The sequence below is a fragment of the Nocardia sp. NPDC058244 genome, assembly GCF_042882065.1.
GTDB lineage: Bacteria > Actinomycetota > Actinomycetes > Mycobacteriales > Mycobacteriaceae > Nocardia.
On record NZ_JBHVWX010000007.1, the window covers coordinates 44,836 to 70,732 of the forward strand.

The 25,897-nt window shown below is 68.8% G+C and carries 30 protein-coding genes; 20 read left to right on the forward strand and 10 right to left on the reverse strand.

Features of this window, described 5'->3' with window-relative positions:
• The first annotated feature begins 215 nt into the window (after positions 1-215).
• Genes ACFVW6_RS22445 through ACFVW6_RS22455 form a run of 3 tightly spaced genes read left to right on the forward strand, consistent with a single transcriptional unit; the run spans position 216 to position 2,880 of the window.
• Complete coding sequence (locus ACFVW6_RS22445; RefSeq protein ID WP_355271213.1) at positions 216-1,217, forward strand: ATP-binding cassette domain-containing protein; 1,002 nt, start codon at positions 216-218, stop codon at positions 1,215-1,217.
• Positions 1,217-2,026: an ABC transporter permease gene (locus tag ACFVW6_RS22450; RefSeq protein ID WP_355271215.1), complete on the forward strand. Its 810-nt coding sequence runs from the start codon at positions 1,217-1,219 to the stop codon at positions 2,024-2,026. The genes ACFVW6_RS22445 and ACFVW6_RS22450 overlap by 1 nt, the downstream gene beginning before the upstream one ends.
• Entirely contained in the window at positions 2,023-2,880 is an 858-nt protein-coding gene (locus ACFVW6_RS22455) for an ABC transporter permease (RefSeq protein WP_378829480.1), read from the forward strand. Before ACFVW6_RS22450 ends, ACFVW6_RS22455 begins: the two co-directional genes overlap by 4 nt.
• Before the next feature lie 22 nt (positions 2,881-2,902).
• Here the strand turns inward: ACFVW6_RS22455 and ACFVW6_RS22460 are convergent, their stop codons facing one another.
• The 4 genes from ACFVW6_RS22460 to ACFVW6_RS22475 all read right to left on the reverse strand — a co-directional run bounded on the left by ACFVW6_RS22460 (position 2,903) and on the right by ACFVW6_RS22475 (position 6,743).
• Positions 2,903-4,087: a lycopene cyclase family protein gene (locus ACFVW6_RS22460; protein WP_378829482.1), complete on the reverse strand. Its 1,185-nt coding sequence runs from the start codon at positions 4,085-4,087 to the stop codon at positions 2,903-2,905.
• Positions 4,088-4,138: 51 nt separating this feature from the next.
• Positions 4,139-5,320, reverse strand: coding sequence for an ABC transporter permease (locus ACFVW6_RS22465; RefSeq protein ID WP_378829484.1), 1,182 nt, complete (start codon positions 5,318-5,320; stop codon positions 4,139-4,141).
• A complete protein-coding gene (locus ACFVW6_RS22470; protein ID WP_378829486.1) occupies positions 5,317-6,195 on the reverse strand; it encodes an ABC transporter ATP-binding protein in 879 nt (292 codons plus the stop codon). The genes ACFVW6_RS22465 and ACFVW6_RS22470 overlap by 4 nt, the downstream gene beginning before the upstream one ends.
• Before the next feature lie 71 nt (positions 6,196-6,266).
• Positions 6,267-6,743 (reverse strand): hotdog fold domain-containing protein, encoded by a 477-nt coding sequence (locus ACFVW6_RS22475; protein WP_355271223.1) that lies wholly within the window; start codon positions 6,741-6,743, stop codon positions 6,267-6,269.
• A gap of 520 nt (positions 6,744-7,263) precedes the next feature.
• Here ACFVW6_RS22475 and rpsJ point away from each other — a divergent pair.
• From rpsJ to ACFVW6_RS22545, 14 genes are all read left to right on the forward strand, one after another.
• Positions 7,264-7,569 carry a 30S ribosomal protein S10 gene (gene rpsJ / locus ACFVW6_RS22480; protein WP_003938093.1) on the forward strand — a complete coding sequence of 102 codons (306 nt, stop codon included), beginning with the start codon at positions 7,264-7,266 and terminating at the stop codon, positions 7,567-7,569.
• Between the two features lie 14 nt (positions 7,570-7,583).
• Positions 7,584-8,249 carry a 50S ribosomal protein L3 gene (gene rplC / locus ACFVW6_RS22485; protein ID WP_019045016.1) on the forward strand — a complete coding sequence of 222 codons (666 nt, stop codon included), beginning with the start codon at positions 7,584-7,586 and terminating at the stop codon, positions 8,247-8,249.
• Positions 8,246-8,920, forward strand: a complete 675-nt coding sequence (gene rplD, locus ACFVW6_RS22490) for a 50S ribosomal protein L4 (RefSeq protein ID WP_019045017.1) — start codon at positions 8,246-8,248, stop codon at positions 8,918-8,920. The genes rplC and rplD overlap by 4 nt, the downstream gene beginning before the upstream one ends.
• Positions 8,917-9,222: a 50S ribosomal protein L23 gene (gene rplW, locus ACFVW6_RS22495; protein ID WP_019045018.1), complete on the forward strand. Its 306-nt coding sequence runs from the start codon at positions 8,917-8,919 to the stop codon at positions 9,220-9,222. The genes rplD and rplW overlap by 4 nt, the downstream gene beginning before the upstream one ends.
• 33 nt (positions 9,223-9,255) lie before the next feature.
• Positions 9,256-10,092 carry a 50S ribosomal protein L2 gene (gene rplB / locus ACFVW6_RS22500; RefSeq protein WP_019045019.1) on the forward strand — a complete coding sequence of 279 codons (837 nt, stop codon included), beginning with the start codon at positions 9,256-9,258 and terminating at the stop codon, positions 10,090-10,092.
• A gap of 14 nt (positions 10,093-10,106) precedes the next feature.
• Positions 10,107-10,388, forward strand: a complete 282-nt coding sequence (gene rpsS, locus ACFVW6_RS22505) for a 30S ribosomal protein S19 (protein ID WP_019045020.1) — start codon at positions 10,107-10,109, stop codon at positions 10,386-10,388.
• Positions 10,385-10,798, forward strand: a complete 414-nt coding sequence (gene rplV, locus ACFVW6_RS22510; RefSeq protein WP_019045021.1) for a 50S ribosomal protein L22 — start codon at positions 10,385-10,387, stop codon at positions 10,796-10,798. Before rpsS ends, rplV begins: the two co-directional genes overlap by 4 nt.
• Positions 10,799-11,593, forward strand: a complete 795-nt coding sequence (gene rpsC, locus ACFVW6_RS22515) for a 30S ribosomal protein S3 (RefSeq protein WP_019045022.1) — start codon at positions 10,799-10,801, stop codon at positions 11,591-11,593.
• A 3-nt stretch (positions 11,594-11,596) separates the two neighbouring features.
• Positions 11,597-12,013: a 50S ribosomal protein L16 gene (rplP, locus tag ACFVW6_RS22520; protein WP_019045023.1), complete on the forward strand. Its 417-nt coding sequence runs from the start codon at positions 11,597-11,599 to the stop codon at positions 12,011-12,013.
• Positions 12,013-12,252, forward strand: coding sequence for a 50S ribosomal protein L29 (gene rpmC, locus ACFVW6_RS22525; RefSeq protein ID WP_071926410.1), 240 nt, complete (start codon positions 12,013-12,015; stop codon positions 12,250-12,252). The genes rplP and rpmC overlap by 1 nt, the downstream gene beginning before the upstream one ends.
• A complete protein-coding gene (rpsQ, locus tag ACFVW6_RS22530; RefSeq protein ID WP_110037226.1) occupies positions 12,249-12,518 on the forward strand; it encodes a 30S ribosomal protein S17 in 270 nt (89 codons plus the stop codon). Before rpmC ends, rpsQ begins: the two co-directional genes overlap by 4 nt.
• 96 nt (positions 12,519-12,614) lie before the next feature.
• On the forward strand, positions 12,615-12,860 hold the full coding sequence (locus ACFVW6_RS22535; RefSeq protein WP_355271227.1) for a ribbon-helix-helix protein, CopG family: 246 nt from the start codon (positions 12,615-12,617) through the stop codon (positions 12,858-12,860).
• Positions 12,857-13,294: a PIN domain-containing protein gene (locus ACFVW6_RS22540; protein WP_355271229.1), complete on the forward strand. Its 438-nt coding sequence runs from the start codon at positions 12,857-12,859 to the stop codon at positions 13,292-13,294. Before ACFVW6_RS22535 ends, ACFVW6_RS22540 begins: the two co-directional genes overlap by 4 nt.
• A 114-nt stretch (positions 13,295-13,408) precedes the next feature.
• Positions 13,409-14,593 (forward strand): MFS transporter, encoded by a 1,185-nt coding sequence (locus tag ACFVW6_RS22545; protein WP_378829492.1) that lies wholly within the window; start codon positions 13,409-13,411, stop codon positions 14,591-14,593.
• 48 nt (positions 14,594-14,641) lie between these two features.
• Here ACFVW6_RS22545 and ACFVW6_RS22550 read toward each other — a convergent pair whose 3' ends face one another.
• Together ACFVW6_RS22550 and ACFVW6_RS22555 are read right to left on the reverse strand one after the other, a co-directional pair.
• A complete protein-coding gene (locus ACFVW6_RS22550) occupies positions 14,642-17,266 on the reverse strand; it encodes a hypothetical protein (protein WP_378829495.1) in 2,625 nt (874 codons plus the stop codon).
• 113 nt (positions 17,267-17,379) lie between these two features.
• Complete coding sequence (locus tag ACFVW6_RS22555) at positions 17,380-18,201, reverse strand: SDR family oxidoreductase (protein ID WP_378829497.1); 822 nt, start codon at positions 18,199-18,201, stop codon at positions 17,380-17,382.
• A gap of 103 nt (positions 18,202-18,304) precedes the next feature.
• On the opposite strand from ACFVW6_RS22555, the gene ACFVW6_RS22560 reads away from it, so the two are divergent.
• Entirely contained in the window at positions 18,305-18,961 is a 657-nt protein-coding gene (locus ACFVW6_RS22560; RefSeq protein ID WP_378829499.1) for a TetR/AcrR family transcriptional regulator, read from the forward strand.
• A 1-nt stretch (position 18,962) separates the two neighbouring features.
• Here ACFVW6_RS22560 and ACFVW6_RS22565 read toward each other — a convergent pair whose 3' ends face one another.
• From ACFVW6_RS22565 to ACFVW6_RS22575, 3 genes are all read right to left on the reverse strand, one after another.
• Entirely contained in the window at positions 18,963-19,700 is a 738-nt protein-coding gene (locus ACFVW6_RS22565; RefSeq protein ID WP_365010547.1) for a CPBP family intramembrane glutamic endopeptidase, read from the reverse strand.
• A gap of 137 nt (positions 19,701-19,837) precedes the next feature.
• On the reverse strand, positions 19,838-20,779 hold the full coding sequence (locus ACFVW6_RS22570; protein ID WP_378829502.1) for an RluA family pseudouridine synthase: 942 nt from the start codon (positions 20,777-20,779) through the stop codon (positions 19,838-19,840).
• A 54-nt stretch (positions 20,780-20,833) separates the two neighbouring features.
• Positions 20,834-21,409 (reverse strand): putative glycolipid-binding domain-containing protein, encoded by a 576-nt coding sequence (locus ACFVW6_RS22575; protein ID WP_378829504.1) that lies wholly within the window; start codon positions 21,407-21,409, stop codon positions 20,834-20,836.
• A gap of 405 nt (positions 21,410-21,814) precedes the next feature.
• On the opposite strand from ACFVW6_RS22575, the gene ACFVW6_RS22580 reads away from it, so the two are divergent.
• Both ACFVW6_RS22580 and ACFVW6_RS22585 read left to right on the forward strand, forming a co-directional pair.
• The gene (locus ACFVW6_RS22580; protein WP_378829505.1) at positions 21,815-23,656 is read left to right on the forward strand and encodes an ABC transporter ATP-binding protein; all 1,842 of its coding nucleotides are present in this window, start codon (positions 21,815-21,817) and stop codon (positions 23,654-23,656) included.
• Positions 23,653-25,389 (forward strand): ABC transporter ATP-binding protein, encoded by a 1,737-nt coding sequence (locus tag ACFVW6_RS22585; RefSeq protein ID WP_378829506.1) that lies wholly within the window; start codon positions 23,653-23,655, stop codon positions 25,387-25,389. Before ACFVW6_RS22580 ends, ACFVW6_RS22585 begins: the two co-directional genes overlap by 4 nt.
• 51 nt (positions 25,390-25,440) lie before the next feature.
• Here the strand turns inward: ACFVW6_RS22585 and ACFVW6_RS22590 are convergent, their stop codons facing one another.
• Positions 25,441-25,860: a TIGR03667 family PPOX class F420-dependent oxidoreductase gene (locus ACFVW6_RS22590; protein WP_378829508.1), complete on the reverse strand. Its 420-nt coding sequence runs from the start codon at positions 25,858-25,860 to the stop codon at positions 25,441-25,443.
• Positions 25,861-25,897: the final 37 nt, after the last annotated feature.

Sequence of the window (25,897 nt, forward strand, 5' to 3'; positions counted from 1 at the left end):
CGAGCGCGCCGACAAGGTCGGCGCACTGCCCTTCCACTGCCCTGGTGAGCAAGACCACAGCCGCGCGGGAAACCGGCCGGGTGCGCGCAGACGCGACCCGGAAAACCGCCGGACCGGTAACATCGCGCCGAACGGTATGGATCACCTACCGAGAAGCAAATTCCGTGTGCGCTCGTCCGGTCAGGGCGCCGCACCCGGCTGATGGTGGAGAGTTGATGCCGAGTTCGATCTCAGTGGATTCGCCGGCGGGTGGCGTCGCGTCGCCCGGCGGTGAGCCCGCGGTGCTGGTGTCCGATGTGCGCAAGTCCTTCGGTGATGTGCACGCGTTGCAGGGCATCAGTTTCCAGGCCGAGAAGGCCAGCGTATTGGGCATCCTCGGCCCCAACGGCGCGGGCAAGACCACCACGGTCAAGATCCTGTCGACGCTGCTGCGCCCCGACTCCGGCACCGCGATCGTCGCCGGGCACGACGTGCGCACCGACGCGGCGGGCGTGCGCCGGGCGATCATGATGACCGGCCAGTACGCCGCGCTCGACGAGAACCTGACCGGTCGCGAGAACCTGGAACTGTTCGGGCGCCTGATGGGTCTGTCCAAGTCGGCCGCCCGCAAGCGCGCGGAAGTGCTGCTCGAGGAGTTCGACCTGGTCAGCGCGGGCAAGCGCGCCGTGCGCAACTACTCCGGTGGCATGCGCCGCCGCGTCGACATCGCCTGCGGGCTGGTCGTGCGGCCCGAGGTCGTCTTCCTCGACGAGCCGACCACCGGCCTCGACCCGCGCAGCCGTCAGGGCGTGTGGGACCTGGTCACCGCGCTCAAGAACCAGGGCATCACGGTGCTGCTGACCACGCAGTACCTCGAAGAGGCCGACGTCCTCAGCGACAACATCATCGTCATCGACAAGGGCACCGTCATCGCCGAGGGCACCGCCGATCAGCTCAAGGCCAAGACCGGCGGCAGCTTCTGCGAGATCGTCCCGCTCGACCCGAGCCGCCTGGCCGCGACGGTCGAGGCGCTCGGCGACCTGGTCCCCGCCGCCGTGGCCGCCGACATCGCCGGCGCGGACAAGCTGTCGGTCCCCGCTCCCGACGGTGCCGCCACCCTCGCCGAGGCGCTGCGCAGGCTCGACAGCGCGGGCATCGACCTGGCCGACATCGCGCTGCGCAGGCCCTCGCTCGACGACGTGTTCCTGTCGATCACCGGTCATTCGGGCGGCCACTAGTGAGCGCTCCGACCGTCGCGGGGACCACCCTGTTCGACGACCTACCCGCGGCCCAGCCGAGCAGCTTCGCGCAGTGGCGCGCGCTGACCGGCCGGGTCGTGTGGACCATGGTCACCAAGGGCGAGCTGATCGTCGCGGTGCTCTTCCCGCTGGTGATCACCGTGGCCTTCTATCTGCCGCTGCGGTACGTGATGAAGGTCCAGGGCATCGACTACGCGCAGTACGTCATGCCGATCATCGTGCTCCAGACGATGGCGATGACGATGATGTCCAACGCCCAGCTCGCGGCGTTCGAGGCGCTCACCGGGCTGAGTTCGCGGCTGCAGACCATGCCGATCGGTTCGCTGGTGCCGCTGGTCTCGCGGATCAGCGCCGGTCTGGTGCGCTCGGTGATCTCGCTGATCGCCACCATCGGCTACGGCTACCTGATCGGCTTCCGGTTCTCCGGCGGCTGGCTGCAGGCGCTGGCCTTCTGTGGTTTCGCGCTGGCGGTCGGCCTGGTCCTGACGCTCGGCGCCGACGCGCTCGGCAGCCTCACCAAGAACCCCGAGTCGCTGAGCCAGGCGCTCACCCTGCCGATCCTGATCTTCGGAATGCTGTCCACCGGGTTCGTTCCCGAGCAGGCGTTCCCGAGCTGGGCGCGGGGCTTCGCCCGCAATCAGCCGATCTCGCAGGCCGCCCAGACCCTCAGCGACATGGCCGCGGGCCACCTGAGCTGGGCGGGCACCTGGGTGTCGCTGGCGTGGCTCGCCGGTCTGACCATTTTCTTCCTCCCACTGGCTGTGTGGGCGAGTGTGAGGCGATCATGACGACGACAACGCCCGACCAGCACACGCTGCCGGTCGACGAGACCGCGGCGTTGTTGCCGGTGGTGCACGCCAAGCCGGAAGGCTCGGTGTCGATGTGGGCGACGCACAGCGTGCTCCAGTGCAAGCGGCTGCTGATGGTGTGGCTGCGCGACCCGGCGACGACGATCCAGACCATCGTCTACCCCGCGGTGACGCTGCTGATGTTCCGCATCGTGCTCGGCGACTACATCACCGCCTACGGCGGCATGCCCGCGATCTACGGACAGGCCGCGCTGCTCACCCTGGTGGCGGCCATGACCGGCGCGGTGGTCAGCGCGCTCGGCTTCAAGCGGGAGAAGGCGGCCGGGCTGCTCAGCCGGTTCTACACGATGCCGCTGAACAAGGCCTCGCTGCTGACCGGCCGCCTGCTGGCCGAGGCGGTGCGCATCCTGATCACCACCGTGATCGTGCTGCTGGTCGCGGTGCCGCTGGGGTTCCTGTTCATGGAGGACCCGCTCACCAATATCGCGCTGGTCTGCGTGCCGGTGCTGTTCGGCCTCGGCTTCGCGGTGATGGTGACCGCGCTGGCCACCGTCACCGAGGGCGTCATGCTGATCAGCCTGATCAGCATCGTCAACACGCTGCTGATGTTCTTCAACACCGGCTTCGTCCCGGTCTTCGCCTATCCGACCTGGCTGCAGACCATCGTGGAGAACCAGCCGATGAGCTGCGCGATCAACGCGATGATCGGCCTGTCCTACGGCGGGCCGGTCGCCGAGCCGCTGCTGAAGACGCTGGCCTGGACGATCGGGATGATCGCGGTCTTCGCCTACCCGGCGATCGTCGGCTACAAGAAGGCGGCGCAGTCGTCGTAGTGGCAGCCGGGCGGCTCGGGGCTCAGCCCACGGGCCGTTCGGCGTCCGCGGGCGCGAACGGGTAATCGAGCCAGCGATTCCGGTTGGTCCAGCCGACCAGGTTGTAGCGCCAGCGGAACGGCCAGGTATGCGCGACGGTGTTGAACAGGACCGCGCCGAGCGCGGCGTAGTCGTCGTGGGCGGTCAGCAGTGCCCGCTGACCGCGTTCGGACTCGGTGAAGAACGCCTCGAACATCGCGATCGACTGGTCGGTGGTGAGTCGGCCAAGGCCCCACAGGCCGCGCATCCGCATCCAGTACACCGCTCGCGCCCGCCACGGCCACAGCGCGGCGATCGGGTCGCGACCCGCCCGGACGGCGTCGATCGCGGTATCGATGAGGGCGAGCGAATCGGCCACCGAGTACCCGGTGCACGGGTGCATCATCCCGCCGCGCGACCCGAACGGCACGGCCACGGCGGTGCCCTTCTTCGGCGGCGGCTGATCCAGCGGATAGTGGGCGGCCTCGTGCGGCTCGTCCCCGGTGAGCCGGATGCCGTGCGCCGTGAGCCTGCTCAGCGTGCGCTTACGTAGCTCGTGCTGCGGCATCCCGCCGCGTAAGCCGAGGCTGGTCTCCTCGAAGATGACCGTCCCGTCGCCCAGCGGTACGGCGTAGAGGAACGACGGCGGCTCGTCCGGACCGGCCCCGTTCTCCGGCCGCCAGTCCAGCAGCAGGCCCTCGCCGTCGGCCACCATCGGCGCCGCGGTCTCGGCGTCGACGAAGATCCCGTGCGCCGACGCCGCCCGGCGCTGCCCCAGCACGGGCAGGCCCCTGGTGTCGAACATCACCGCCGCCGCGATCACCGTCCCGTCCGCGAGCTCCACTTCGTGCCGGTCGACCCGGCGCGCCCGATCCGCGAACACCGTCGCGTCGTCGAGCGCCAGCGCCGCGTGCAACCCCGCCTTGGACAGCACGCAGTAGGGCCGCGCGATCCGGTGCTCGGTCTTGGTCCACACCGTCGGGGCCTCGATCCGCTGCGCGATCACGCTCGCGGGCAGCCATTCCGGCAGCTCGTCCACCCAGCACGAGAACGTCGGCGGGAACAGCCGCTCCGGCCGCGGATCCACCGCCGCCACCCGCAACCCGGCCACCGCGGCGCGATGCGCCAACCCCCGCCCGGTCGGCCCCAACCCGACCACGCAGATATCGAATTCCCGCACAACGCTCACGCCCGCATTCAAACCGCACCGGCCGTCACGGCGCAAGCACCGCTGCTCGGCTCAGTCCTCCAGGGCCAGGGCCTGGCGGAAGGTGAGCCGGCCCTGGGTCTGCATGAGGGAGCGGCGGTAGACGCGTTCGGCCACGACCACGATGCCGTAGGTGGCCACGGCCATCAGCGCCAGGGAGATGAACGGTTCCCACCAGGCGGCGGTGCCGTCGGCGAGGCGACCCGGCATGGCGACGATGGACATGATCGGGACATACGACGCGACGACGCGGGCGCCGCCGGTGAGGAAGATGCCGGCGAACAGCACGATCATGATCAGCATCGACAGGGGAGTGGCGGTGGACTGGAGGTCTTCGCTGCGCGTCGCCAGCGAACCCGCGACCGCCCAGAGGCTGGCCAGCGCCAGGAACCCGACCAGGAAGAAGACGATGAACCACCCCGCCGCACCGGCGATCCGGCCCAGCTGATCGGCCTGCCCGGTCGCGGCCAAGCCGATCAGACCCGCGCCGACGAACAGGCTGAGCTGGGCGAACGCCAGCACCGCGTTGCCGGCCACCTTGCCGATCAGCAACTGCCGCAACGGCATCGCGCTGGCCAGGATCTCGACGATCCGGTTCTGCTTCTCCTCCACCACGCTCTGCGCGATGGACATGCCGAACAGCACCGACGCCAGATAGAAGAGGAACGCGAACACGAACGCCACGATCCTGGCGAGCCCCGGATCGACCCCGCCCTGCTCCAGCAGCGCATAGCTCACCCCGGCCCCGCGCGCGAGTTCTTCGAGCGACACACCGGCGGCCTCGGCATTGCGCTGTAGGGCCAGCTGCGCGGCGGCGGCGGAGATGTAGGTGGTGGCGTCGTCGTTCTCGGCGGTCTTGCCGATGAGCTGCCACCCGCCGTCCACCGGCACCAAGCCGACCTCGACCGTCCCGTCGCGCACCTGCTGCTCGACGGCGGCCCGATCCGGGTAGGGATAGGCGCTGAAGGAGATATCGGTATCGGCCGCCGCGGCCAGGCCACCCGCCGCTTGGACCACCGTCGCCGTCTCCGGCCCGGTGACGGCGACCTCGATCTTGTCCGGCCTGCTGCTGACGAACCCGCTCACGGCCAGCGAGGCGACGATGGCGACGATGGTGATCACCGTCGAGATGACGAAGTTGCGATCGCGCAGCTTCACCACGATCTCCCTGGCGGCGACGATCCGCCACACGCCACGCGAAGCGGGAGTGGTCACGCCGTCACCTCCCGGTAGATCTCCGCGACGGTCGGCCGCAGTTCGGCGAACTCGCGCACCGACCCCCGCGCCAGCGCCTCGGCGAGCACCGCGTCGGTACTGGCGTCCGCCAGCTCGATCACCGCCGCCGACCCGTTCGTCTCGATCACCCGCACCCCGGCGAACTCCCGCAACCAGCCCGGATCGCTGCCGACGACCAGCCGATACCGCGCCGCGCTCGTCGCCCGCAGCGCTTCCACCGTGCCCTGCCCGACCACCCGCCCCGCGGCGAGGATCACCAGCTGATCGCACAGCCGCTCGACCAGATCGAGCTGATGCGAGGAGAACAGCACCGGCACCCCCTGCTCGGCGTACTCGCGCAGCAGCTCGGCCATGGAATCGACGGCGACCGGATCGAGCCCGGAGAACGGCTCGTCCAGGATCAGCGCCGTCGGCTGCGCGATCACCGCGGCCGCGATCTGCACCCGTTGCTGATTACCCAGCGACAGCGACTCGAGCTTGTCCTTGCTCCGGTCGCCGAGCCCGAACCGCTCCAGCAGTTCGGCGGCCCGCGCCTTCGCCTCGGCCGCGCTCAGTCCGCGCAGCCTGGCCAGATAGACGAGCTGATCGAGCACCGGCTGCTTCGGATACAGTCCGCGCTCCTCCGGCATGTACCCGAACGAGCGGCGATCGAGCGCGGTCACCGCCCGTCCGTCCCACCTGACCTCGCCCCCGTGCACCGCCAGCACCCCCATGATCATCCGCATGGTGGTGGTCTTGCCCGCCCCGTTCCCCCCGACGAACCCGGTCAGCGCCCCCGGCGGCACGGTGAAGGACACCTCGTCGACCGCCACGTTGTCGCCGAAGCGCCGGATGAGTTGCGCGACTTCCAACATCGAACTCCCCGTCTGTTGTCGTCTCGCCCCAACGGTACCGATCCGACGCCGCACCGGGCTCGATGTTCAGCTCAGCGCGGCGTGACCCAGGTGGTGATGTCGGCGTGCACGACCTCGATGCCGTCCTTGTCGTAGATCGACACGGGGACGGTGAGTTCGGTGCCCTCGGTGATGGCGTCGAAGTCGGGGATCTCGGTCAGCCGGGCCACCGCGCGCAGCCCGGACTCGGCCTTGGCCAGGTACTGCACGTTCATCGACTTGGGAATCCAGCGATGCGTGGTCGGCACGGTGGCCTCGCTGAGCATGCCCATCGCGACCTCGGCCAGATTGCAGGCCGCGATCGCGTGGAAGGTGCCCAGGTGGTTGTGGATGCCGAACCACTTGGGCGAGGTCACCTCGCAGATGCCGGGCTCGAGCCGCACCACCTGCGGCAGCACCGTGCCGAAGTAGGGCACCCGGGCGACCATGCCGAGCGAGAACAGCGTGTGCCCGAGGCGGTTGTCGGGCAGTTTCTTCCAGCCGCGGTACGTCGCGGTTTCCTGTGTCATACCGCTATCTTACTCAAAAGTAAGATAGCGCGGAACCCTCCGCCGACCGGTGCGAGCGTCGCGCCAGCTACCATGGTCCGGTACAGCCCAGCCGGCGATGCGGTCCAGGTAGATGGCCCCGCAGGGGCGTGATCGATACCTCACGACCCCCGATTTGAAGAGCGTCGTCGGCATGGTGCATACTGTTCGGGTTGCCTTGCACAGGATCATGTCTTTTCCACGGAGAAGCGGGTCGAGCGAGGCGAGCAGTAGTTTGTATCCCGCCGGTTCGCCGGTGTGGATACGTCCGGGACCACGTTCCAGGCCAACGGTGAGCAAGTGACCAGGGCTGAAGAATGAGCGAAAAGGCGACACGCCCGACCGCGTGGACCGGAGAACCATGACAGATGAACAGCGGCGAAGACTGGGCGGTGCCCGGTGGCGTTCTGGCGTCTTTCGTGTGTTCGGGCTGTGCAAATGAGGGTGGTGCAGGAGCCAGCTCCTGTGACCACGAAGGAAAGCGGAGAAAAGGACACTTAGCGTGGCGGGACAAAAGATCCGCATCAGGCTCAAGGCCTATGACCACGAGGCGATCGACGCGTCTGCGCGCAAGATCGTGGAGACGGTGACCCGCACTGGCGCCCGTGTGGTCGGGCCTGTGCCGTTGCCCACCGAGAAGAACGTGTACTGCGTCATCCGTTCGCCGCACAAGTACAAGGACTCGCGCGAACACTTCGAGATGCGTACGCACAAGCGCCTCATCGACATCCTCGACCCGACGCCGAAGACGGTCGACGCGCTCATGCGCATCGACCTGCCGGCCAGCGTCGACGTCAACATTCAGTGACGGGGACTCGAGATATGACTGACAACAAGAACCGGCCCGCAGCCGGCATCCTGGGCACCAAGCTCGGCATGACCCAGGTCTTCGACGAGAAGAACCGCGTCGTCCCGGTCACCGTCATCAAGGCGGGCCCGAACGTGGTCACCCAGATCCGCACCGTGGAGCGCGACGGCTACTCGGCCGTCCAGATCGCTTTCGGCGCCATCGACCCGCGCAAGGTGAACAAGCCGACTTCCGGCCAGTTCGCCAAGGCCGGTGTCACCCCGCGCCGCCACGTCACCGAGATCCGCGTCGCGGATGCCTCCACCTTCGAGGTCGGCCAGGAGCTCTCCGCCGACGTCTTCGAAGAGGGCACCTACGTCGACGTGACCGGCATCAGCAAGGGCAAGGGCTTCGCCGGCACCATGAAGCGTCACGGCTTCAAGGGCCAGGGCGCCTCGCACGGTGCGCAGGCTGTGCACCGTCGCCCGGGCTCGATCGGTGGCTGCGCCACTCCCGGCCGCGTGTTCAAGGGCATGCGCATGTCGGGCCGTATGGGTAACGACCGCGTCACCACGCAGAACCTCTCGGTTCACAAGGTCGACGCCGAGAACGGCCTGCTCCTGGTCAAGGGTGCCATCCCTGGCCGCAAGGGCAACGTCGTGATCGTCAAGAGCGCCGTGAAGGGTGGTGCGCACGCATGACCAGCCTCGACAAGAAGGCCAACCTGACGCTGACCGTTAAGGCCGCAGGCGGCAAGACCGAAGGCACCGTCGAACTCCCCGCGGAGATCTTCGACGTGACCGCCAACGTCGCGCTGATGCACCAGGTCGTCATCGCGCAGCTGGCCGCCGCTCGCCAGGGCACCCACGCCACGAAGACTCGTGGTCAGGTCTCCGGTGGTGGCAAGAAGCCGTACCGCCAGAAGGGCACCGGCCGCGCCCGCCAGGGTTCGACCCGTGCGCCGCAGTTCGCCGGCGGTGGCACCGTCCACGGCCCGCAGCCGCGTGACTACAGCCAGCGGACCCCCAAGAAGATGAAGGCCGCCGCCCTGCGTGGCGCCCTGTCCGACCGGGCCCGCAACGAGCGCATCCACGTGATCACCGAGCTGGTCGCGGGTCAGACCCCGTCGACCAAGGCCGCCAAGAGCTTCCTGTCCGAGCTGTCGGACCGCAAGAAGTTCCTGGTCGTCGTCGGTCGCGAGGACGTCGCCGCGTGGAAGAGCGTGGCGAACCTGCAGAACGTGCTGCCGATCGCCCCGGATCAGCTCAACACCTACGACGTCCTCAACAGCGACGAACTGGTGTTCAGCGTCGAGGCCCTGAACGCGTTCGTTCACGGTCCCGCCGAGGCGGCCCAGGAGGAGAGCAAGTGAGCACCATCGCCGACCCCCGCGACATCCTGCTCGCACCGGTCATCTCGGAGAAGTCCTACGGACTGATCGAGGAAGGCACCTACACCTTCCTGGTGCACCCGGATTCGAACAAGACGCAGATCAAGATCGCCGTCGAGAAGGTTTTCGGCGTCAAGGTCACCAGCGTCAACACCGCCAACCGTCAGGGCAAGCGCAAGCGGACCCGCTTCGGTTACGGCAAGCGCAAGGACACCAAGCGCGCGCTCGTGACCATCTCGGCCGACAGCAAGCCCATCGAGATCTTCGGAGGCCCGGTCGCGTAAGCGGCTGGTCATCCAGAAAGTAGAGAAGAACTCATGGCAATCCGTAAGTACAAGCCGACAACGCCGGGCCGTCGTGGCTCCAGCGTCTCGGACTTCGCCGAGATCACCCGGTCGACGCCGGAGAAGTCGCTGCTGCGCCCGCTCACCAAGTCCGGTGGTCGTAACGCGCACGGTCGCATCACCACGCGTCACCGCGGTGGCGGTCACAAGCGTGCCTACCGTGTCATCGACTTCCGTCGCCTGGACAAGGACGGCATCCCGGCCAAGGTCGCTCACATCGAGTACGACCCCAACCGCACCGCCAACATCGCACTGCTGCACTTCGCCGACGGCGAGAAGCGCTACATCATCGCGCCGAAGGGCATCCAGCAGGGCAGCCCGATCGAGTCCGGCCCCACGGCCGACATCAAGCCGGGCAACAACCTGCCGCTGCGCAACATCCCGACCGGTACCACGATCCACAACGTGGAGCTGCGTCCGGGCGGCGGCGCCAAGATGGCCCGTGCCGCAGGCATGAGCATCCAGCTGCTGGGCAAGGAAGGGCCGTACGCGACCCTGCGTATGCCCTCCGGTGAAATCCGCCGTGTCGACGTGCGCTGCCGCGCCACCGTCGGCGAGGTCGGCAACGCCGAGCAGTCGAACATCAACTGGGGCAAGGCCGGCCGTATGCGCTGGAAGGGCCGTCGTCCTACCGTCCGTGGTGTCGTCATGAACCCGGTCGACCACCCGCACGGTGGTGGTGAGGGTAAGACCTCCGGTGGTCGCCACCCGGTCTCCCCGTGGGGTCAGCCTGAGGGCCGCACCCGTAAGCCCAACCGTCCGAGCGACAAGCTCATCGTTCGCCGCCGCAAGACCGGCAAGAAGCGCTAAGGAGGAGGTAAGAAATGCCACGCAGCCTCAAGAAGGGCCCGTTCGTCGACGACCACCTCCTCGCGAAGGTGGACGTGCAGAACGAAAAGGGCACGAAGCAGGTCATCAAGACCTGGTCGCGTCGCTCGACCATCATCCCCGATTTCATCGGCCACACTTTCGCCGTCCACGACGGTCGCAAGCATGTCCCGGTGTTCGTGTCGGACAACATGGTCGGCCACAAGCTCGGTGAGTTCGCGCCGACCAGGACGTTCAAGAGCCACGTCAAGGACGACCGGAAGAGCAAGCGGCGATGACTGAAACCAACACCGAAACGGTTCAGAACCCGACTGCCCGCGCTACCGCTAAGCACGTGCGGGTCACCCCGATGAAGGCGCGTCGCGTCGTGGACCTGGTCCGCGGCAAGCGTGTCGAGGACGCCCTGGCGATCCTGAAGTTCGCGCCGCAGGCCGCGAGCGAGCCGGTTGCCAAGGTCGTGGCCAGCGCCGCGGCGAACGCCGAGAACAACCTCGGTCTGAACCCGGCCACCCTGGTCATCTCGACCGCGTTCGTCGACGAGGGTGCCACCATGAAGCGTTTCCAGCCGCGGGCCCAGGGCCGCGCGTTCCGGATCCGCAAGCGCACCAGCCACATCACCATCGAGGTCGAGAGCGTGCCCACTGCCGGCGCTGCCACTCGTAGCCGCCGGAAGGGAGGGGCAAAGTAAATGGGACAGAAAATCAACCCCCATGGCTTCCGCCTCGGTATCACCACCGACTGGAAGTCGCGTTGGTACGCGGACAAGCAGTACGCGGAATACGTGAAGGAAGACGTTCAGATCCGCAAGCTCCTCGCCACCGGCATGGAGCGGGCTGGTATCTCGAAGGTCGAGATCGAGCGCACCCGTGATCGCGTCCGTGTGGATATCCACACCGCGCGTCCCGGCATCGTGATCGGTCGCCGTGGCGCGGAGGCCGACCGCATCCGCGCCGAGCTGGAGAAGCTCACCAAGAAGCAGGTTCAGCTGAACATCCTCGAGGTCAAGAACCCCGAGTCGGATGCGCAGCTGGTCGCTCAGGGTGTCGCCGAGCAGCTCAGCAACCGTGTGGCGTTCCGTCGCGCGATGCGCAAGGCCATCCAGTCGGCCATGCGTTCGCCGAACGTCAAGGGCATCCGCGTGCAGTGCTCGGGCCGCCTCGGTGGCGCCGAAATGTCGCGCTCGGAGTTCTACCGCGAGGGTCGCGTCCCGCTGCACACGCTGCGCGCGGACATCGACTACGGCCTCTACGAGGCCAAGACCACCTTCGGTCGCATCGGCGTGAAGGTCTGGATCTACAAGGGTGACATCGTCGGTGGTCGTCGTGAGCTGACCGCCGCCGCCGCTGCTCCGGAGCGCCCGCGCCGCGAGCGTCCGAGCCGCCCGCGTCGTTCCGGTTCCGCCGGCACCACCGCGACCTCGACCGAGGTCGGTCGCGCCGCCACCGCTGTGGCGGACGCACCGGCAGAGAACCAGGAGGGCTGACGCATGCTGATGCCCCGTCGCGTCAAGCACCGCAAGCAGCACCACCCGTCCCGCTCCGGCATGTCCAAGGGCGGCACCGCGGTGGCGTTCGGTGAGTACGGCATCCAGGCTCTCGAGCCCGCCTACGTCACCAACCGTCAGATCGAGTCGGCGCGTATCGCGATGACCCGCCACATCAAGCGTGGCGGCAAGATCTGGATCAACATCTACCCCGACCGCCCGCTCACCAAGAAGCCTGCCGAGACCCGCATGGGTTCCGGTAAGGGTTCGCCGGAGTGGTGGGTCGCGAACGTGAAGCCCGGTCGGGTCATGTTCGAGATGTCTTACCCGAACGAGGAGATCGCTCGCGAGGCCCTGCGTCGCGCGATGCACAAGCTCCCGATGAAGTGCAGGATCGTGACCAGGGAGGAGCAGTTCTGATGGCTACCGGAACACCGGCCGCAGAGCTCCGCGAGCTCAACGAAGAGGAGCTCGTCGCCCGCCTGCGCGAGTCGAAGGAAGAGCTGTTCAACCTGCGCTTCCAGATGGCGACGGGTCAGCTCGACAACAACCGACGTCTGCGCGTCGTCCGTCATGAGATCGCGCGGATCTACACGGTCATGCGTGAGCGCGAGCTCGGCCTGGCCACGGCACCCGCTGGCAAGGGAGATGCGGCATGAGCGAGAACAAGGAAGAGCGCAACAGCCGCAAGGTACGCAGCGGCTACGTCGTCTCGGACAAGATGAACAAGACGATCGTCGTCGAGCTGGAAGACCGTCACCGGCACAAGCTCTACGGCAAGATCATTCGCACCACCTCCAAGGTGAAGGCGCATGACGAGAACGAGATCGCCGGCGTCGGCGACCGCGTTCAGCTGATGGAGACCCGCCCGCTGTCGGCCACCAAGCGCTGGCGTCTGGTCGAGGTCCTGGAGAAGGCCAAGTAAGGTCCCTCCTCGATCCATCGAGATCGTTGCCACGAAGGCCCGTTTCCCCAGGGAAGCGGGCCTTCGTCGTGTCCGGGGTCGTACCAATGTGGTGTCATGATTGATACCATGGGTCTCATGGCGTGGACAATGCGGCTCACCGATGACGAAGAGGCGGCGCTCGCTGCGCAAGCCGACGGCGAGGGTCGATCCAAGAACGAAATCATGCGCGATGCACTGCGGGCCTACCTCCTGCGCAATCGACAGTGGGAGACGCCGATACTCGGCGACGACGAGACCTTCGATCTCGGCGGGCCGATCGGCAAGGACGAGATTCGCGCGGCGATGAACCGATCCGCATGATCGTTGTCGCGGATACCTCTGGTCTGCTCGCGATGTTCAACCGTGCCGATCCCGAGCACTTCGCGGTACGCCGGGCCGCCGACTCCGCAAGCGCGGTGGTGGTCAGCCCGTTGGCACTGACCGAGGTGCACCACGTCGCCAGCGTGCGGGGAGGTCGTAAGGTGGCCGATCAGATCCTGGGCTCGTTGGCGAAACGGATCGCCGAATCGCGCATCGTCCTGTCCGAGGTCGATGCGAACCAGCTGGACGCGGCAATCTCCGTGCGGGCCACTTACGACAGTTTGGACCTGGATCTCGTCGACGCGGTCTGCGTGGTCTCGGCAGCCCAGTTCGACACGGACGCGATCCTCACCCTCGACCGACGAGATTTCCGTGTCCTACGCCCGCTCAACGGCTATCCAGCCTTCCGGCTGTTCCCAGACGATTTCGAATGATCGACTTCCCTCGAGATCGTTGCCACGCAGGCCCGTTTCCCCTGGGAAGCGGGCCTGCGTCGTGCCCGGGGAAAATCGGTGGCGGGTGGGAAGGGGGCCTGTCAGGCTCTGACGATGCGGGCCTATCGGGACGTGCTGTCTATCGGGGCGGTGCGCAATATCGTGTTGCTCGGGGTGCTGGTGCGGGTGCCGCACTTCGCCGGGGCGGTGCTGCTCGCGGTGCATGTGGTGGAGACGTTGGGTGGGTCGTTTCTGCAGGCGGGGACGCTGGCGATGGTGGTGACCGTGTGTGTCGCGACCAGTGGGCCGTGGCGGGGGCGGCTGGTGGATCGGTTCGGGTTGCGGGCGACCATCGCGCCGGCGATCGTGCTGGGGGCCGTCTGCTGGTCGGTGGCGCCGTTCGTCGGGTATCTGCCGCTGCTGCTGCTCGCGGGACTCGCTGGGCTGTACGACATTCCGGTGTTCAGCGTGGTGCGGCTGGCGATCATCGCGGCGACGACGGAGGAGCAGCGTCAGCCCGCGCTCGCGTTGGAGGCGGCCTCGGTCGAGGCGGCGTTCATGGTGGGGCCGGTACTCGGGGTGGCGGCGGCGCTGCACTGGTCGACGACGGCGGCGCTGTTCGCCAATCAGATGTGCATGGTGCTCGCCGGGATCGTGCTGTGGTGGTGGAACCCCGCGCTGCGCGCCGAGGACTCGGCGGACGGCGCGGGGCCGGTGGTCCGGCGCAGCTGGTTCCGCGTCGAATTCGTCGCCCTGTGTGGCGTCGCGGCGGCGGCGGTCTGCGTGGTGTCGGCCTCCGAACTCACCTTCGTCTCGGCGGTGCGCGGTTTCGGCGCCGATCGCTGGCTCGGCGTGATCCTGGCGATCTGGGGGCTGGGCTCGCTGGTCGGCGGTCTGCTCTACGGCGCGCTGCGGCGGCCGATTCCGGCCGATATGCTGCTGATCGCACTCGGCGTGGTGACGGTCCCGATGGCGATCGCCGTCGGTCCACTGTCGCTCGGTGTCACCGGCTTCGTCGCCGGATTGCTGTGCGCCCCCGCGCTCACCGCGGCGATCGATCAGCTGAGCCGGATCGTCCCCGAGGGCGGACGTGGTGAGGCCATCGGCTGGCACGGCGCGGCGATGACGCTGGGTGGCGCCCTCGGCAGCGTGCTGGGCGGATCGATGATCGAGATCGGCGGTGCGCGTGCCGGATTCGGGGTCGCCGGTGTGTTCGGGATCGCGGCGGGTGTCGGGCTGGCGCTGCTGGTCGGGATGCGGTCCGCGCCGAAAGCGGTCGTCGGTCCGGCACCGGGGTGAAGCGTCCCCGGCCCCGATCGAGCCGGGGCCGGGGCGCGGTCGGTGGGGTCAGCCGGTGAAGGCGTACGGCTGGCGGATCTTGCGGGCGAATTCGACGATATTGGTGACGGTGCTACCCGAGACGCCGACCTCGGCGCCGATACTGCGCGCCGACCACGACTGATCGGTGAGCTCGAGGATCTCCTCGATCTGATCGAGGGTCAGCCGCAGGGGGCTGCGGTGCGCGATCTGCCTGGCCAGGGCGCGGACCTCGGTGTCGTCGTCGAAGTCGTAGTCGTCGGTGAGGTCGTCCTCGTGCTGGTCCTCGTCGTCGAGCTCGATCGGTTCGGGGGACTGCTCGCTGATGGGGGCCGCAGCCACCGCCGCGACCTTCGTCAGCTGCTTCTCGGCGATGGGCCTCGGCGCAGGCTGCGAAGACGACTCCGCTTCGGGAGTAACAGCTTCCGTCTCAGCGAGCTGCTGCTTCGCACTAGCTGCGGACTTCGTGATCTGCTGTCGCGTATCGTTCGCCGACGGCGTTGTATCTGTCTGCGGCGAATGGTTCGCCCCGGACGTCGTATCCTGCTGCTGCGCAACGCCTGCCACTGCGGACTTCGTGACCTGGTCAGCAGTCTGCTCATCGACAGAAGCCCGCATTGCAACGGGAGCCTGGTCGGTCTCGGCACGCTGTTGGTTCCTCGACACAGCGAAGTCATCGGTCAGCTGCCGCCCGGCCGCGGGAGCTGACGTGGCCTGCTGCGGCTCGGACTTCGACCGATGCCGATCCGCGGAAGGGGTCGACTCGCGCTCCGCAGGCTGCTGATTCGAGCCGGGACCCGAAGCGGCACTCGGCAATTGTTCGAGGTCTGCCGTCAGGGTGAGCTGTTCGGGCTGAGCCGGAGGCTGTGGATCGTTGTGCACCACCACCGATGCGGTGGGTGCCGCGGTGTCGCCGTTGCGGTCACGGGCGACGGAGCCGGCGTGCGCCGTCGCCTCGGGAACCGGGTCGGTACCGGTGGCCTCGCCCGCAGTCGCCTGCGCGGCGGTGGTGACGGGTATTCGCCGCAGGGTCGGGGTAGCACCGTTGACGCGGGCGTGATCACCGTTGCGCCGGTGCTCGGCGGCCGCCTTGTGGATCAGTTCGAGGGTGCCGGGCGCGGCGATCTTGTCGGTCGACGGCCGACGGCCACCATGCGTGAGCTGGCCACGACCCGCGAGCGTCTCGATGGGAGTCGAGTCGACCCGCGCCGCCGCATCCCTCGAGGCCTGAGCGCCGGAATCGGCATCGCCCAGGACGGTCTCCACTTCCGTGGCGGCCTGCGCAGCGGAACCGCCGAGCGCGGCATCCTGCGAGGCCTGGGCGGCGGAACCGACTGCGCCCAGGGCAGACGCCGCCACAGTCGTGGCCTGCGGAGCGGAGTGGTCGAGCGCGGCATTCTGCGAGGCCTGGGCGTCGGAATCGACTGCGCCCATGGTGGTCGCCGCCACCGTGGTGGCCTGGGCAGCGGAACCGCCGAGCGCGGCATCCTGCGAGGCCTGGGCGTCGGAATCGACTGCGCCCAGGGCAGTCGCCACCACCGTGGCGTCCTGCGCGGCGGGGTGTTCCCGCGCAGCCCGAACCTCGGTGTCGGCTGCGCTCATTGCGCTTCCAACGGCCGTGGCTACCTGCGCGGCGGAGTTCTCTTGCGATTCAGGCACACTGGTCTGCATGGCGCCGCTGGCGCGCTCCTTGTCGACGTCAGGCCGCGCCATCGACGTCTCCGCGACATCGCGCGCGGCCGTGACGGTCTCGCGCTCGACCGCCTGCGTCCGGGAGTCACCCTGCACCGCACCGTGTTCCAGCGTGCTCGCGGGCACGGAGCCGACCCCGGCCATCGACATGACCCGCTCGGCGGGGGAGTAGCTCGCCTCCCCGGGCAGCTCGACCGAAGCCCCTTCGATCAACAGCGCGTACCGTGCCGACACCCACGCGTGCAGCCAGATCACCACGCCGACCATGACCGGCGCGATGGCGTATTCGGCGGCGCGGCCGTACGACCCGGAGGCCAGGTGGGGTCCGGCGTTGAGGGCGACGGTGGTGCCGAGCAGAGCCAGCTCGAACAGCAGCACTTTGCCGCGTTCGAGTTCGCGACCCCAGCGGGCGGCGGTGGTGGCGGCGACCATGATGGTGATGATCGGGATCGAGATCATCGCCTCGATGCCGAAGCTGAGCCAGTACAGCGGGTCGCTCATGTCCCCGCTGGGCACCAGATTGTGCTGCACGTTCACCCCGGCCCAGACCATGCCGAGGATGACGACGCCGATCAGCGCGCGCGAGGACCACTCGGCCCGTCGGTACAGCTGGGCCAGCCGCGCGTCGGCGCTGGAGACCCGCCGCCGGGCGGCCAGGGCCTTGCGATGCCAGCGGGCGTCGGCTTCGTCGGCGCGGCGGATCAGGGCGCCGGTGCGGCGGTCGCGCTGTTCGGCGGCGAGTTCGTCGGCGACGGCGTGGCGACGCTGTTTGCGGCGTTGCGCGCGGATCCATTCGGCGAGTTCGCGTTCGGCCCTGATCTCGGCGTCGGAGAGTGCGTCGTAGAGCGCCGTGTCGTGCTGCAGCGGCAGCTTGCCGCGCGCGGTCGCGACCTGCTGTGCGAGTGCCGTGATCTCGGTGTTCGGCGAGCTGACGGCATCCTCCATCGACCGATCGTCGGACATCTGGCGCCTTCCGGTCACTCGAACATATGGACTATCGAACATATGTGTGATTGCCAGAGAGCGTAAACGCCGTCCGCGTCGTGGTCAACGACAACCGGGCGATCGGAGCGGATCTAGGAGAGCGTGCGCTTCTCGTATTTCCCGCGCGCGGAAGACCCCGCGACCGCCGCCACCTGGTCGGGCACGGCGCGGCGCAGCACGATATCGCGCAGCCGTTGCGGCAGCAGTCCGGCCAGATGCGTGAGCGGGCCGATGTAGCCGGGGAGGGAGACCTCGAATCGCGGCCGCTCGACCACGTCGAGCACGGCCTTCGCGACATCGGCGGGTTGCAGGAGTTCGGCGGCGCCCGTTGCCGTTCCGGCCGCCAGTTCGGTGTCGACGACGCCCGGCATGATCACCGAGATCCGCACGCCGGAGCCCCGAAGTTCTTCGCGCACACCGGTCAGATAGCCGAGCACGCCGTGTTTGGTTGCCGCGTAGGTGGATTCGCCGGGCGGGGACAGCCGGGACGCGGCGGAGGCGATGGTGACGATGTGCCCGCGCCGACGCGTGCGCATCGCGGGCGCGGCCAGCCGCACGCCACGGATGACGCCGTGCAGATTCACCGCGATCATCCGGGTGGTGGCGGTATCGGGTTCGGTGTCGAACGCGCCGACCCACATGACGCCCGCGTTGTTGACGAGCACGTCGATCGGCCCGAGCAGGGCCTCGGTGGTGGCGAGGAAATTGTGGAACGACCGCTCGTCGGTGACGTCGAGTTCGCACCCGTGCACGGTGCCGGGGAGCTCCCTGGCCGTGGTGCGGGCCGCCGTGCCGGACAGGTCGCCGATGCAGACGCGCGCGCCCGCGACCGCGAACTGCCGGGCGATCTCGCGGCCGATGCCCGCGGCGCCGCCGGTCACCGCGACGACCGAGCCGGCATGGGTGCGTTTCATCGTCGAAGCCTTTCGATCCAGCGGAAACAGCGCTTCTGACATGTCGTCATGTCAGAAATTGTGGCCTAGTATTCCACGCAGTCGCACAGAAGGACAGACGTCGATGACAGAGCAGTCCGCCGATCGACCGGCGGGTCGGCGGTACTCGGGACGGACCTCTGCGGAGCGAGTCCAGCAGCGCCGAACCGCGTTGCTCGACGCCGCGCTCGAACTCTTCGGCACCCAGGGGTACGCGGCGGGCACGGTCAAGCAGCTGTGCGGGATCGCCGGTCTCACCGAGCGCTATTTCTACGAATCGTTCCGCGACCGCGAAGCCTGCCTGGCCACGCTCTACGACGAGACGACCGCCCAGCTCCGCGAGCGCACGGTCGCGGCACTGGGAACGGCCGGGTCCCGCCTGGACGACGTGATCACCGCGGGCCTGGCCGCCTTCATCGGCTATCTCACCGAGGACCCGCGCCGCGCCAGGGTGGTGCTGATCGAGGTGGTCGGCGTCTCCGCGCGGATGGAGCAGCGCAGGCACGGCGTGCTGCGTGACTACGCGGAGCTGGTCGCGGGCCTGTGGGCCGCCGCGCGGGCCCAGCCGCTGCCCGAACGCAGCCGGCTGACGTGCGTGACGGTGGTCGGTGGCGTGAACCACCTGCTCGTCGACTGGCTGATGGACGGCCGCACCACCGATCCCGACGACCTGGTGACGGTCTGCGCGAACGTCTTCGCCGCCGTCCGGGCCACCGACCCGGTCCTGGCCGACGAGATCTGACTCAGCTCAGCGCGGTGTGCCAGACGACGGCGGCCGCGAGGGCGCCCGCGCCGTTGAGCGACCAGTGCAGGGCGATCGGGGCGAGCAGGCTGCCGCTGCGCCTGCGCAGCCAGGTGAACACCACGCCCGCGCCCGCGGTGGCCGCGACCGCGAGGGCGATGCCGACGACCTGGCCGACGAGTCCGCCGCCGACGATCCCGGACAGGCCCTTGTTGCCGCTGGTCAGCCCGAGCGAGGAGGCGATGTGCCAGAAGCCGAACAGCAGCGAGCCCGCCGCGAACAGCCCGCGGACGCCGAGCACCCGGTCGAGCGTGCCGTGCAGCACACCACGGAAGGCGAGTTCCTCGGGGATCACCGTCTGCAACGGGATGACGATCATCGACGCGATCAGCGCGCCGGAGATGGTCGCGTACCGGTCGGCGAGGAAGAACGGCCGGGTGATCGGCAGGATCGCGCCGATCGCGACGGCGGTGAGCACGATGCCGACCGCGCCGAGCGCGTAGATCGTGCCGCGGCGCCAGTGCCTGGGGGACAGGCCGAGCTCGGCCCAGCCGAGCCCGCGCTTGCGCATCAGCGCCAGCAGCGCGAACGCCGCGACCGGCACGGTGACGATATTGGCCCACGCCGTGGTGAAGTGCGCGATCAGGTTGGTGCAGGCCAGCACCACCACGACCACGGCGATATCGACGTAGGCGTGCAGCTTGGGCCGGGGATCGGCGACGGTGGCGGGGACGGGCACCCGACCGAGTGTACGGAAATATCACGGAATGGAAACGGTCGAGTGAACGCAGGTCAGCGCCCGATCGCCGAGGGAAACCGGGGTCGACCGGCGACGCGGACCGCTATCAAGATCGTCACGCGGGACCGTCGTGTGAGCTACTCGACAGCCGATCCGGACCATCCGGGCAGGTCGGTCCACGCCTGCAAACTCCGGCCGGTCTCGAATCGCCGAGGTTGCCCGCTGATCGGATCGGTGAATTCGAGCGAGGCGGCCAGCAATTGCAGCGGCCGGCTGTAGTCGTCGACGGATTTGTCGGTGACCACCGGATAGAAATCGTCACCGAGAATCGGCACGCCGAGGCTGTTCATATGCAACCGCAGCTGATGGGTGCGCCCGGTGTGCGGCCGCAGCCGGTAGCGGCCGAGCCCGGCGCGGTGCTCGACCAGTTCCACCTCGGTCTCGGCGTTGGGCTCGCCGGGCACCTCCTGCGCGGCGAGCACCTGCTTCTCCTTGATGATCCGGCTGCGCACGGTTCTCGGCAGCGCCAGCGCCGGATCGTAGGGCGCGATGGCCTCGTACTCCTTGCGCACGGTGCGGCGATGGAACATCGTCTGGTACGCGCCGCGCGCCGCCGGGTTCACCACGAACAGGATCAGGCCCGCGGTCACCCGGTCGAGCCGGTGAGCCGGAATCAGCTCGGGCAGGTCGAGGTCACGGCGCAGGCGGACCAGCGCGGTCTGGAGGATGTGCTGACCGCGCGGAATGGTCGCCAGGAAGTGTGGTTTGTCGACGACCAGGATGTCGTCGTCACGATGCACGATCCCGATCTCGAAGGGAACCTCGGTCTCCACCGGCAGATCCCGGTGGAACCACACCGCTCCACCCGGCACGAACGGCGCGTCCGGCGCCAGCGGCCCGTCCAGGTCGACGATCTCGCCCGCGCGCAGCATCTCATCGATCCGCGCGGGATCGACCCGCGGCAGCCGCTCGACCAGGTGGTCGCGCACGGTCGCCCAGTGCCCGTCCTCCGGGAGCCGGAGCCGGGCGGGATCGAGGCCGTGCCGCTTGGGCAGCGGCGGCTGCTGCCTGCGTCGCATGTACACAGTGTCCGACGACTGCCTGTCCGGCCGCGCGGCGGCCCCGCGCGGGGCTCAGGCGGCGCGCTCGGCCAGCCCCGGATAGTCGAGGATGAGGCCCGCCGGGTCGTAGGCCAGTGTGGCGCGGTAGTCGAAGGTCTCGGCGCGGTAGTCGTAGCGCTGACCAACCCCGTCGGCGATCCGCCGATAGTGCTGGGGCAGCCGGATGACCCCGAGGTCGGCGGCGCGCACGTACACCGCGGGCGCGTCGGCCGCGTCGCCGACCGTCAGCCCCAGCCGGTGCACCGGCAGCGCGTTGGTGCACGCCGACGCCTCGAGGTCGACGTCGAGACACCCGTCGAGTTCGGGGGCAGGCGTTCCGTCGAGCTGCCAGCGCCCGAGCCCGTCGGACTGCAGGGTGAGCGAGCGCCGGGTGTCGGGATAGCGGCCGGTGATCTGCGCCGACCTGGTGTGCCAGCTGCCGTCGACCCGCAGGCGGTAGTCGATCGCCCAGGCGAGACCGTCCTCGACGGCGGTCGCGCAGCCCTCGATGAGCACACCGCGCTCGCCGTCGCGGAAATAGGTCACTTCGAATCCGGTGCGCGCCTCGTGATGCGTCCAGGCGGCCGCGGAGGGCAGGGGAGTGAACACGAGAAAAGGTTTCCCGGAATTCTCCCGGCCAATCAGCCCGCGCGCTGGTCGAGGACCATCAATTTCGCTTCCACGAGGGTGTGCCGCGCGCGCCTGCGGACCCGGCACAGATCGACGCTGCATTCGAGATGAATCTGCATGGCCCGATGCGCTTGGTCGGGTGTCAGATGACCGGGGTCGATATGGCAGTCCGCAGTCGCCGAAATAATTGACGTGACAAACATTTTCGCTCTCCCGCCGCGAGAAAGGATTCGGAGGTAGAGGAGAAATTACGCCCGGAATGTCGAATTGCCGAGGGGGTTGACCGCCAGTTCACACAAGCTTCCCCGGTCGGCCACAACCGCTCAACTTAGGCTAACCTACCCTTGGCACGTTGCCGTGGACAGGTCGAGAGGGCGAGAAGCTATGACGGTGCAGGTAGCGCCGCCGCCGGGGGCGGAGTCGGGGAACCGGCTGCCCAAGGCGGCCGCGAAAGCGCAGAAACAACAGGAAGCGCAGGCGCGCAAGGAGATCCTGGCACCGGTGTCGGGGATGCTGACGCTGGCGAGCCTGCTCGTCGCGGTCGCCTCGGTCTGCACCGTCGTGCCGTTCCTGCTGATCGTGGCCGCCTGCCGGGAACTGCTGGAGACCCCGGTCGACACCGATAGGGTGTGGTGGCTGTTCGGCGCGGCCGTGGTCGTGCTGGTCGTGCGCGCGCTGCTGCAGGCCGTCGCCCTCACCTGGTCGCACGCGCTGGACGCCGGCTACCAGCTGACGCTGCGCCGGGCCCTGGCCGACAAGCTCACCCGGGTCCCGCTGGGCTGGTTCGGTGAGCGCAGCTCCGGCGAGGTCAAGACCTATCTGCGCGACGACGTGGAGGCACTGCACTACCTCGTCGCCCATGCCCGGCTGGAGTTCGTCGGCGCGCTGGTGGTCCCGCTGGTCACCCTCGGCTACCTGTTCACCGTCGACTGGCGGCTCACCCTGGTGCTGCTGATTCCGCTGATCGCCTACTTCTTCCTGTTCGGCAAGATCATGGACCGCGACGGCCGCGACCGCCTCGCCGTCTACACCCGCTGGGAACGCCGGACCGCCGAGGCCACCATCGAATTCGTCGACGGCATCCAGGTGGTGCGGGCGTTCGGCCAGGCGGGCAAGGCGCACACCGAGTTCCAGCACGCCGTGGACGGTCAGGTGCAGGCCGCGCATCGGATGAAGATGCCGATCCTGCGCGTGCAGTCGGCCTCCGACATCGTGGTCATGCCGGTCTTCGTCATGCTGATCGTGGTCGTCGGCGGGCTGGCGTTCGTCGGCCTGGACTGGGTGAATCCGCTCGACCTGCTGCCGTTCCTGCTGGTGGGCTTGGGTATCGGCAGCTCGCTGCTCGGCCTCGGCTACGGGTCGCAGGCACTGCGCGCCGGTGGCGCCGCGGCGCTGCGCCTGCACGAACTGCAGCAGACGCCCGAACTCGACATCGTCGCGGCGACCGCCGCACCGGCGGCGGGCCAGGACGGCGTCGTCCGCTTCGATGGCGTCGAATTCGCCTACCGCACCGGCCATGACGTGCTGCGCGGCCTCGACCTCGAACTGACCCCCGGCACCATCACCGCCCTGGTCGGCCCGAGCGGCTCCGGCAAATCGACGCTGGCCAAACTGCTGCCCCGCTTCTACGACGTGGGCGCGGGCCGGATCACCATCGACGGCCGCGACATTCGCGAGTTCACCAGCGAAGAGCTGTACCGCACCGTCGGATTCGTGTTCCAGGATGTGCGCCTGATCCGCGGCTCGATCCGGGAGAACCTGCTGCTCGCGCGCCCCGACGCCGACGAAGCGGCGATCGAGCGGGCGAGCCGGGCCGCGCAGATCCACGACCGGATCATGGCGCTGCCGCGCGGCTACGACTCCGAGATCGGCGTCGACGCGACCCTGTCCGGCGGTGAGGCCCAGCGTCTTTCGATCGCTCGCGCGCTGCTTGCCGACACCCCGATCCTCGTCCTCGACGAGGCCACCGCCTTCGCCGACCCGGAGTCCGAGGCCGCCGTCCAGGACGCGCTGGCCGCGCTGGTGGCCGGCCGCACCGTGCTGGTGATCGCGCACCGGCTGCACACCATCACCGGCGTCGACCGGATTCTGGTGCTGGAGAACGGAACGCTCGTCGAACAGGGCACGCACACCGAGCTGCGCGCCGCGGGCGGGCTGTATCAGCGGCTCTGGGAGATCAACGAGGCCGCGCTCGGCACGCTCGCCCTGGTGGAGGAAACACGATGATTCGCAAGGTTTTCCGCCTCGTCCCCGACGAGTTCGCCCCGCTGATCCCGCGCCTGCTCGCCGCCATCGTGGTGCAGGCACTGTGCCAGGCCATCGCGTATCTGCTGCTGGTCCCGGTACTGGAAGCGCTCTTCGGTGACGACCTGCGGGGCGCCTGGGTGTGGGCGCTCGGCATGGGCGCGGCCGTGGCGGGCGTGGTCGTCTTCGGTTACCTGCAGGCCGTGCTCGGCCTGCGGATCGGCCTCGGCATGCAGCGTGGCCTGCAGACCCGGCTCGGCGATCAGCTCAACGCGCTGCCGCTGGGCTGGTTCTCCGACCGGGACGCGGGCCCGCTCTCGCGGGTCATGGTCGAGCAGGTCCGCGAGATGCAGGGCCTGATCGCCTATCTGCTCACCAAGGTGCTCACCGGCATCATCGTGCCGCTGGTGGTGGCCATCGGCATGCTGTTCATCGACTGGCGGATCGGGCTGGCCATGCTGCTCGCCGCGCCCGTGCTGTATCTGGTGAACAACCTCGCCAACCGCGCCTACACCGGCGCCGACGCCCGGCTGCACACCGCCGCGGCCGAGGCCGACTCGCGGGTGGTGGAATTCGCCCAGGCGCAGCCGGTGCTGCGCGCGTTCGGGGCGGTCGGCGCGGGCAACAAGGCGCTCGACGCCGCGCTGGTCGGCCAGCGGTCGGCGGTGCGCAAGATGATGGTCGCGACCGTGCCGGGACTGATCGTCTTCGCGCTGTTCGTGCAGGCCGTGTTCCTGGTCCTGGCCTACATCGCGGTGGTGCAGGTGACCGACGGCTCGATCTCGGCGGCCGCGGCGATCGCGCTGATCGCGGTGAGCTCGCGCTTCATCGAACCGGTGAACCAGGCCGCCCAGCTCGGCGCCGCGCTGCGCTCGGCCGCCGCGGCCGCGGACCGGATCACCGATCTGCTGGCCGAGCCGACCCTGCCCGCGCCCACCGAGCCGGTGACGCCGGGTGCGCCCGCCGTGGTCTTCGACGACGTGAGCTTCGGCTACCGGCCCGGTGAACCCGTCCTCGCGGAGCTGAGCTTCACCGTGCCCGCCGGGACCACCACGGCCATCGTCGGGCCGAGCGGCGCGGGCAAGACCACGCTGCTGCGGCTGGCCGCCCGCTTCTACGACGTGAGCTCCGGCGCGGTCTCGGTCGGCGAACACGATGTGCGCGAACAGCCCTCGGACACGCTGCTCGACCAGCTCTCGCTGGTCTTCCAGAACGTCTACCTGTTCAACCGCTCGGTCGCCGACAACATCCGCATCGGCAAGCCGGACGCCACCGACGCCGAACTCGACCGCGCGGCCGTCGCGGCCAGGGTCGACGAGATCGTCGAGCGGCTGCCCGACGGCTTCGACACCATGGTCGGCGAGGGCGGCGCGTCGCTGTCCGGTGGTGAACGCCAGCGCGTGTCGATCGCCAGGGCCCTGCTCAAGGACGCCCCGATCGTGCTGCTCGACGAGGCGACCAGCGCGCTGGACCCGCACAGCGAGGCCGTCGTCGTCCGTGGCATCCACGAACTGACCAGGGACAAGACGGTGCTGGTGGTGGCACACCGGCTCTCGACGATCGCGCACGCCGACCAGATCCTGTTCCTCGACGGCGGCCGCATCGCCGAGCGCGGCACCCATCAGGAGCTGCTGGAACTCGGCGGCCGCTACGCCGCGTTCTGGAACGAGCGCGAGCGGGCCACCGGCTGGCGCCTGGAGCCCGTCGCCGTCTGATCGGTGCGCCGAAAGGGCCGTCTCGCTCGACGAGACGGCCCTTTCGTGTGCTCAGAAGCCGCGCAGATGATCCGGGGTGATGTGGATCGGGACCGAGTAGGTGTCGAAGAACTCGGCCTCGGTCATCTTGATGTCCACGAAGCCCTGCGTGTACTTGCGGCTGTAGTCGGCGACCGTGGCGGCGGACACCGCCTCGCCGACGCGCGCCGCGCCGGCGAACACGACCACGTCGCCACCGGAGGCGGAGCTGTTGAAATTCAGCGCGACCCGCGGATTGCGGGCGAGATGGTGCAGCCGCTTGGCCTTGGGCATGGTGTAGATCAGGAAGGTGCCGTCCTGCCACAGGAACCACACGGGGTTCGGCTGTGGGGTGCCGTCGGCGCCGATCGTGGTCAGCCAGAGGACGTGCTCGTCGGCCAGGCGCTGGGCGACCGTGGCGCCGAAGGGGGTGCTTTTGTCGAGAACGGACACGGCGTACTCCTCGCGGGTGTGGGATCGGTACTGCGTT

Coding starts and splice junctions, on each gene's coding strand:
- ACFVW6_RS22455 (WP_378829480.1), top strand. CDS start 2,023: ATGACGACGACAACGCCCGACCAGCACACGCTGCCGGTCGACGAGACC.
- rplB (WP_019045019.1), top strand. CDS start 9,256: ATGGCAATCCGTAAGTACAAGCCGACAACGCCGGGCCGTCGTGGCTCC.
- rplC (WP_019045016.1), top strand. CDS start 7,584: ATGACTGACAACAAGAACCGGCCCGCAGCCGGCATCCTGGGCACCAAG.
- ACFVW6_RS22555 (WP_378829497.1), bottom strand. CDS start 18,201: ATGAAACGCACCCATGCCGGCTCGGTCGTCGCGGTGACCGGCGGCGCC.
- ACFVW6_RS22570 (WP_378829502.1), bottom strand. CDS start 20,779: ATGCGACGCAGGCAGCAGCCGCCGCTGCCCAAGCGGCACGGCCTCGAT.
- ACFVW6_RS22550 (WP_378829495.1), bottom strand. CDS start 17,266: ATGTCCGACGATCGGTCGATGGAGGATGCCGTCAGCTCGCCGAACACC.
- ACFVW6_RS22560 (WP_378829499.1), top strand. CDS start 18,305: ATGACAGAGCAGTCCGCCGATCGACCGGCGGGTCGGCGGTACTCGGGA.
- ACFVW6_RS22585 (WP_378829506.1), top strand. CDS start 23,653: ATGATTCGCAAGGTTTTCCGCCTCGTCCCCGACGAGTTCGCCCCGCTG.
- rpsC (WP_019045022.1), top strand. CDS start 10,799: ATGGGACAGAAAATCAACCCCCATGGCTTCCGCCTCGGTATCACCACC.
- rpmC (WP_071926410.1), top strand. CDS start 12,013: ATGGCTACCGGAACACCGGCCGCAGAGCTCCGCGAGCTCAACGAAGAG.
- ACFVW6_RS22580 (WP_378829505.1), top strand. CDS start 21,815: ATGACGGTGCAGGTAGCGCCGCCGCCGGGGGCGGAGTCGGGGAACCGG.
- rpsS (WP_019045020.1), top strand. CDS start 10,107: ATGCCACGCAGCCTCAAGAAGGGCCCGTTCGTCGACGACCACCTCCTC.
- ACFVW6_RS22540 (WP_355271229.1), top strand. CDS start 12,857: ATGATCGTTGTCGCGGATACCTCTGGTCTGCTCGCGATGTTCAACCGT.
- rplV (WP_019045021.1), top strand. CDS start 10,385: ATGACTGAAACCAACACCGAAACGGTTCAGAACCCGACTGCCCGCGCT.
- rpsQ (WP_110037226.1), top strand. CDS start 12,249: ATGAGCGAGAACAAGGAAGAGCGCAACAGCCGCAAGGTACGCAGCGGC.
- rplD (WP_019045017.1), top strand. CDS start 8,246: ATGACCAGCCTCGACAAGAAGGCCAACCTGACGCTGACCGTTAAGGCC.
- rplP (WP_019045023.1), top strand. CDS start 11,597: ATGCTGATGCCCCGTCGCGTCAAGCACCGCAAGCAGCACCACCCGTCC.
- ACFVW6_RS22535 (WP_355271227.1), top strand. CDS start 12,615: ATGATTGATACCATGGGTCTCATGGCGTGGACAATGCGGCTCACCGAT.
- ACFVW6_RS22545 (WP_378829492.1), top strand. CDS start 13,409: ATGCGGGCCTATCGGGACGTGCTGTCTATCGGGGCGGTGCGCAATATC.
- ACFVW6_RS22475 (WP_355271223.1), bottom strand. CDS start 6,743: ATGACACAGGAAACCGCGACGTACCGCGGCTGGAAGAAACTGCCCGAC.
- ACFVW6_RS22445 (WP_355271213.1), top strand. CDS start 216: ATGCCGAGTTCGATCTCAGTGGATTCGCCGGCGGGTGGCGTCGCGTCG.
- ACFVW6_RS22470 (WP_378829486.1), bottom strand. CDS start 6,195: ATGTTGGAAGTCGCGCAACTCATCCGGCGCTTCGGCGACAACGTGGCG.